This is a genomic window from Psychrobacter okhotskensis, assembly GCF_013248965.1.
Taxonomy (GTDB): Bacteria; Pseudomonadota; Gammaproteobacteria; order Pseudomonadales; family Moraxellaceae; genus Psychrobacter; species Psychrobacter okhotskensis.
The window spans coordinates 103,890-110,117 of record NZ_JABRVQ010000011.1; the positions used below are offsets into that span (position 1 = coordinate 103,890).

Annotated in this window: 7 protein-coding genes; 4 read left to right on the forward strand and 3 right to left on the reverse strand. The window is 42.8% G+C overall.

Going from position 1 to position 6,228, the window contains the following annotated elements; genetic code table 11:
* Window positions 1-18: 18 nt before the first annotated feature.
* From tnpC to HQR03_RS14375, 3 genes are read right to left on the reverse strand one after another with little or no spacing between them, the layout of a single operon-like run.
* Window positions 19-1,776, reverse strand: coding sequence for an IS66 family transposase (gene tnpC / locus HQR03_RS07440; protein ID WP_173239726.1), 1,758 nt, complete (start codon window positions 1,774-1,776; stop codon window positions 19-21).
* A gap of 42 nt (window positions 1,777-1,818) precedes the next feature.
* A complete protein-coding gene (gene tnpB, locus HQR03_RS07445; RefSeq protein ID WP_173239727.1) occupies window positions 1,819-2,163 on the reverse strand; it encodes an IS66 family insertion sequence element accessory protein TnpB in 345 nt (114 codons plus the stop codon).
* The gene (locus HQR03_RS14375) at window positions 2,160-2,555 is read right to left on the reverse strand and encodes a transposase (RefSeq protein ID WP_173239728.1); all 396 of its coding nucleotides are present in this window, start codon (window positions 2,553-2,555) and stop codon (window positions 2,160-2,162) included. The genes tnpB and HQR03_RS14375 overlap by 4 nt, the downstream gene beginning before the upstream one ends.
* Window positions 2,556-2,614: 59 nt before the next feature.
* Between HQR03_RS14375 and HQR03_RS07455 the strand changes: the two genes are divergently transcribed.
* From HQR03_RS07455 to HQR03_RS07470, 4 genes are all read left to right on the forward strand, one after another.
* A complete protein-coding gene (locus HQR03_RS07455) occupies window positions 2,615-2,854 on the forward strand; it encodes an IS630 transposase-related protein (RefSeq protein WP_173239737.1) in 240 nt (79 codons plus the stop codon).
* Window positions 2,855-3,487: 633 nt separating this feature from the next.
* A complete protein-coding gene (locus tag HQR03_RS07460; protein ID WP_173239729.1) occupies window positions 3,488-4,429 on the forward strand; it encodes a hypothetical protein in 942 nt (313 codons plus the stop codon).
* Between the two features lie 48 nt (window positions 4,430-4,477).
* The gene (locus HQR03_RS07465) at window positions 4,478-5,062 is read left to right on the forward strand and encodes a YqiA/YcfP family alpha/beta fold hydrolase (RefSeq protein WP_173239730.1); all 585 of its coding nucleotides are present in this window, start codon (window positions 4,478-4,480) and stop codon (window positions 5,060-5,062) included.
* A gap of 123 nt (window positions 5,063-5,185) precedes the next feature.
* Window positions 5,186-6,043 (forward strand): PP2C family protein-serine/threonine phosphatase, encoded by an 858-nt coding sequence (locus HQR03_RS07470; RefSeq protein ID WP_173239731.1) that lies wholly within the window; start codon window positions 5,186-5,188, stop codon window positions 6,041-6,043.
* The last annotated feature ends 185 nt before the right edge of the window (window positions 6,044-6,228 follow it).

The window sequence follows — 6,228 nt, forward strand, 5'->3', positions numbered from 1 at the left end:
AAGCATCCGACCATCCCCCTATTGCGATGGCATCCAGAGATGAGGTAACAACTCATCTAGATCATCTTGAATAGGCAGGCGTCTTAGCACGTCTATCAAATAGGCATATACATCTAAGCCATTTAAGCGAGCCGACTGGATAATCGACATAATATTCGCAGCACGCTGCCCACTTCGTAGCGAACCTGCAAACAACCAGTTTTTACGCCCAAGCGCCCACGGGCGCATCTGATTTTCCGGCCAATTATTATCAATCGGCAACCTCCCATCATCCAAATAACAAGTCAGCGCCTGCCAACGTTTCAGGCAATAATCAATCGCCTTACTAATACTGGCATTCTTAGTGGTTAACTGCCTTTTTTCTTGTAACCATTGGTGCAGCTTATCAGCAATCGGTTTGGCTTTCTCTTGCCTGATTTTCCGGACTATCTGGGGATCTCTTGGCATTGGGGATGTGTTCTTTTCAAATCGCTCATCAATCTCACGTTCAACCGCATACAACTGCCCGAATAACGCTAATGCGTCAATGCTAATAACACTTTGTCCAGTAACGTGCAATTCATGAAACTTACGCCGTGCATGGGCCATACAACCGATTTCGCTCACGCCTTGATGAAATAAAAACTTATATCCACTGTAATCATCGCAAATCAGCTTACCGTGCCATTTGTCTAAAAAGGCTTTAGGGTGCTCATTACGACGGCTCTGGGCAAAGTCATACACCACCGCTTTTAATGCACCGTGCTGTGGAGTGAGATACGCCCAAACATAGCCTTTTTTTAATGATTTACTGCCGGCTTTCACAGGGTTTTTCATGATAGACACCGGTGTTTCATCGGCATGTAAGATAGGCTCAGACAGTAACAGCGAATGCAAGCGATTCACTAAAGGTGCCATGGCAACACCACAGCGTCCCACCCAGTCTGCCATGGTGGCATCGGGAATATTTACCCCACTTCGCTGATAGATAATATTCTGCCGATATAGAGGCTGATGGTCTGCATACTTACTAATCAGAATGTGAGCAAGCAGCTCAGGGGTGGCGATGCTCTTGTTAATAATCTGCTTGGGTGCAGCCGCTTGATGAATGATTTCACACTCACGGCATACCCATTTTGGGTAGAGGTGTCGCTCAATATAAAACTGCTTGGGGATGAGTCCAAGTTTGTCCTGTTTATCCTCCCCAATTCGCTTCATTTGACAGCCGCAGTCACAAACGGTGGTGAGTGGTTCATGAACCAGGGTTTTAACCTCAAGGTTGTCAGGAATAACCGTGTATTTAGCACGCTTTGCTTTTTTAGGCTGATCAGTGGCTGAGGGTAGCGATCCGTCAGTGATCTGTGTGCTTGGTTCAAGGTCGCTCTCACCGATGAGCATTTCTGTCTGGATAGGATCGATAGCAGGTAGCTTGGCAAGCTGATCTTGGGTTAAGTCGTGGCGGTAGTCATCTCGGATTTGTTCTAGTGCAGATAAATCTTCTTGCGCAGCTTCCTGATTTAAGTGGGTTTGTTTGGCACTTAAGCCTTCGCTCTTTTGTCCATACAGTTGATGGATGAGCCGCTTTTGTTTTTCGATGAGTTCCAGTACTTTTAGATACAGCTTGTGGTTTTCCTCAAAGGTTTTATTGACGAGCTGCTGTAGTTGATCGTGACGCGTGTTTGTTTGAACAATCTGTTGTTGCAGGTGCTCATTACGCTGTTCAAGCATACTGATTTTCACCAGGAGCTCGGCGTAAATGGGGTCTTTCGATAAGTCGGATAGATTGGCAACAGTCATGGTGCTATGTTGCCAGAGTTTTATTTGCCTGTCATCGGGTATTTATAGGATGGGGGTCAATGTATTTTTGCCCATGTTACGCCAAGGCAATCCACTGATTAAGGCATTAAATTGCTCACGGTTGATGCTGATGCCGGTTTGAGTGGGGGTGAGTGGTTTGGTTAAGCCATGAAACTTGCTGTCGTCTAGCTGACGGCTGCAAAGCCAAACCCCAAGCCCGTCATGAATGAATACTTTCAGCCGTGTGCCTGTTTTGTTGTAAAACAGGTAGGCACAGTGAGGGCGGATGCCTTGGTGCTCGGTAATGATGTGGGCCAGTAGTTTGCCACTGCCACATCGCATGTCCATGGGCGCGGTGGATAACCAGATGTGATTGATGGGTATCATTGTAGTCCTCGTAGTAGGTCAATCAAACTTTGGGTGTCTATTTGGGCAATAGTAAGGCTTATGGACCCAGGTCCTGGGGCTCTGATTTGCAGCTTGATGTTTTGTATTACGGAGGGTGAGGACAGATGAGTTGCTTGAGGTTCAATGGTGATTAGGATAAAGCAGGAGTTTGGATCAGCAGGACTGTTTATGGCAGCAGGTAATATGCCAGTTTGAGTCTTTTTGCGGTGATGCTGACGTTTCCAGTTATGGAGAAGGTTCTGGTTGATGCCATGGTCTCGAGCGATACTGGCAATTGATCGCCCTGAACCTTCAGCTTCTTGTACTAAAAGTTCTTTAAACTCAGCACTGTAAGTTCTACGTTTGGGTTTGTTAGGTGGTTGTGTTGTCATGTTAGTGTCCACGATTATTAATCGTGGACACTATCTCGCATTTTTTAATAGAAAAAAAGATGGGATGGTCGGATGCTTACGAAGAAGGTTATAGCATTCGAAAACTTTCAGAGGAATATCAAATTAGTACCAGCATCATTCAGCGTTGTAAAACATTTCGTGAATGTAAGAGACGTCAATTTTTCCCTACTAAGATAGACAATGAGTTACTTAGAACCGACGTAGAAGCTTATCCTGATGATTATCACCACGAACGAGCTCGGCGTTTTAACTGCACTCAAAGTGTAGTGGTCAACTAATTTAGGACACCCGATAAGGGTAGTGGCATAGTAAAACTGGACAGCGCATAAGAGGTTTATAATAACCCAAAGAGGAAAACAGTATGACCACTAAACGCAACCAATACACCCGAGATTTAAACTTAAAGCCATTTGACCTCTGCTGTCAAATCTGTAGAAATTAACTTGGGAGATTTTAGTATGGCTAAGCGACAACAGTTGTCGTACACCCTACTTTAGTCTCTTACTTTTCATCAATTTTTATACTATAGTTATTTAGTCAGGAAGAAATAATGTGACATCGTGACATGGAGTTAACCTTCGAAGCGCAACGCTTCATCTCATAACTCTGCTATTGTCATCAAATCAAAAAACTTCTCGACCTGTATTAACTCTCTCTCTATCTTAGTTATAAACCCAAATAAATACTTAGACATAGCCTACATGCAAGTGTTGGTCACGAACCTATTATGGCTAAAACAATGAGTTCAAACAAAAAAAGTCTTTAGACAGTCCAACAAATTAACTCACTCATTTTAACTTTATAACGTCGCTCAAAGAGCTGCGTACAGTCACGACTGACTTAAAATTCGCACTAAAAATTAAACAAACATACTGCTACCAATCTAAATTTAAAACAATAAGGACGTGCATATGACAATCGCAAAATACTCATTTGAACAAAACCGCATAGACGATATACAGTGGGCAGGCGTATCCGGGCTTTCAAGCTTACCGTCACTGCCGAATGACGGTCAATTCCCATCACTTAAGACCCCATTATTTTATCTCACTACCGTATCTATTAACGACTCTGAAGATGATATCTATTTTATTAATAATACCGATCAGACGCTACATTTTGTAGCGCCGTTTAAACTGTATCGAAACTTAGAAGATGCCGATGCCAAACTTGGTGATGCAAGCATTGAGAATCTAAATAAAATGAAGTTTTATTCTGACAACATGGATCGGTTATATACCAAAGTATTGCCCAATCAAAGCGTGCGTATTGGACGCACTCATATCATTTATGATAGCGATGAGCTGATACAGTGGTTTATTCACGTGCCTTACAAAGGCGTTGCCAATAATAATAGTCATTACGGCATTTGGCACTTTAATGTGCTTGAACAAGGAGGTATTGGTCAGGCGTATCCACTACTGTGGGATGACTTTAGCAAACCCTCACATATGGCCAGTTGTGACTGTGTGTCTGAGCGGGGTGAGATGCCGATAGAGCCTTCAGTGTATGAAGAACGCTGTTGGGTGTTAGACAAATTAATTGAATCTCTTGGTGTGGCTGATGCCATACTTGTATTGGCTATTAATGATGTGCTTTATCGTTATTGTGTAGGCTGGAGCGCGCCCTATAACGAGTCTGATATACAAGCAAAAGACATTGCCCGTAAATTAAAAGAGCTAAAGCCTAACGACGTTGATGCAGTGAAAGAGATTGTACAAGCGGTTTATGACTTCTGGTTTAACGAGGGCTTTGCTAAGAATATCTCACTGCAAGCTTGTACGGAGATTTTAGACTTGTATAAGACATACATGGCTAATAAAAACACGCTCTCATTGAAGCCAAACCTATAAGTTGGCAATTTACTATCAATAAAAACAATCCCTAAAAAGGAGAAAATCATGATGTTCCCCATTGAGAATAACGAGACGTTTTTACTGTTTTTTCATGGTCTAGATTCGAGTAGTGAGACCAGTAAATACACTTGTATCAAACGTGAGCCTAAGCATTGCCAAACCGTCAATTATCGAGATGACTTTGAAGGTGTTTTTGAGGTTTACGATGCGTTAATTCAAGAGAAAATGAGGCAGTACCCTAAAGTGGTATTGGCAGGGCATTCACTCGGCGGTTGGTTTGCCAATCACTTTGCCCATAAGTATAACCTGCGTGCGCTATTGATTGCGCCCTGTATTTACCCTAGTGAAGTCTTAGCAGATCGTATTCCTGAAGTGGCTAATATGAAACTGTCTTTCCCCACGTCAAATACTGAGATGATGCGAGTCATGATTGAGGTCGACGATGAGTCTTTAGATGTGGCCGTCGCTAGGCGAACGCTCGTGAACTTACCTGACAGCTGGGAAGTGGAGTATTTTGAACGTGGTCATCACCGTATCGCTCGTAGCGAAGACATTTGGTATCACTTAGTCTATCTGTGTGAGGATCCTATCATTTGGATGGATGAGGCAACGTATCATGGGGAAGATTAACGAATACTATAATTATTGGTTAAATAGCTTGCCAATTCACTAATTTTATATCCTAACCTAGAAATTAAATTTACAGGTTGTCCGCTATACTAGCCTTTATGATAAATATAAGGGCTTACCGTCATGATTCCCTCCTTAAATGATTGTCCTACAAAGAATACTTCTTTCATAGCCCAAGCCTGTGCAATTACCTTCCTGGGTAATGCTAGCAATAATCTACAACAAGATGCTTTTTTCTTTTTAGATCACTGGTATCAAGAAGACTTAGGTGTGATGGCGGTGACCCCAGTTGCAGCACCATTTTGCTTGGCAGTCTCTGACGGGGTAGCCAGCTCCAATCATTCACAGCACTGCTCAAAGGCGGTAGTGAAGGCAATTAAGCGGTTATGGAATGATCAGAAGAATATCTCCTCAGATAATATTCATTATCTAGTTAATCAAACCAAGCATTTATCTAAGCGTCATGGCGCGGCGGCGACCCTCGCTATGATTGCCTGTGAGCTAAATAGTGATGAAACTATAAAGGCGACGATAACGCATGTAGGTGATAGTCGTGTTTATTGGCTGCCCAAAGGCGCGCCACAATGGCAGTGCCTGACTCGTGATCATAACTTGCTAAATGAACTTATCGACCAGCAGGCGCAAGAACAAGGTCGCCACGCAGAGTTTTCTGATTATAACCGAGAAGGGATGGCGGGGAGCTTATATAGTATTACAGAATGCTTTGCCTTAACCTCTGATGACAGTTATACAAGCAGTGAAGCACCAGAAAGCGAGTCTCAAAAGATTGATGTTAGTAGTGGCGATTGTATCTTGGTTTGCACGGATGGGATTCATGACTTAGTGCTAAGTAATAACTGGCAAACTGTTAGTGCTGAGACTGATTTGCAAGATTGGCTAATTGCTCTTAAAAACAAAGTTTATGACTCCGATGGCAATGCTTATGATAATGGCACCGCCATGGTGGTTCGTTTTGATTGAACACTTATCTTAATAATAAAGTGATGAGCTCATCACGTAATAGAGTAAATACTATGTCCACATATCAAATGGCCAGCTATACAAAGTCAGCACGTCTATTTGCGTTATATCAATGTCTGCCTAGAAGTGAGTCTGATGCTGTGTCGCTGACAGAGTTGATGATTGGTTATGGTGATAATTCAGAG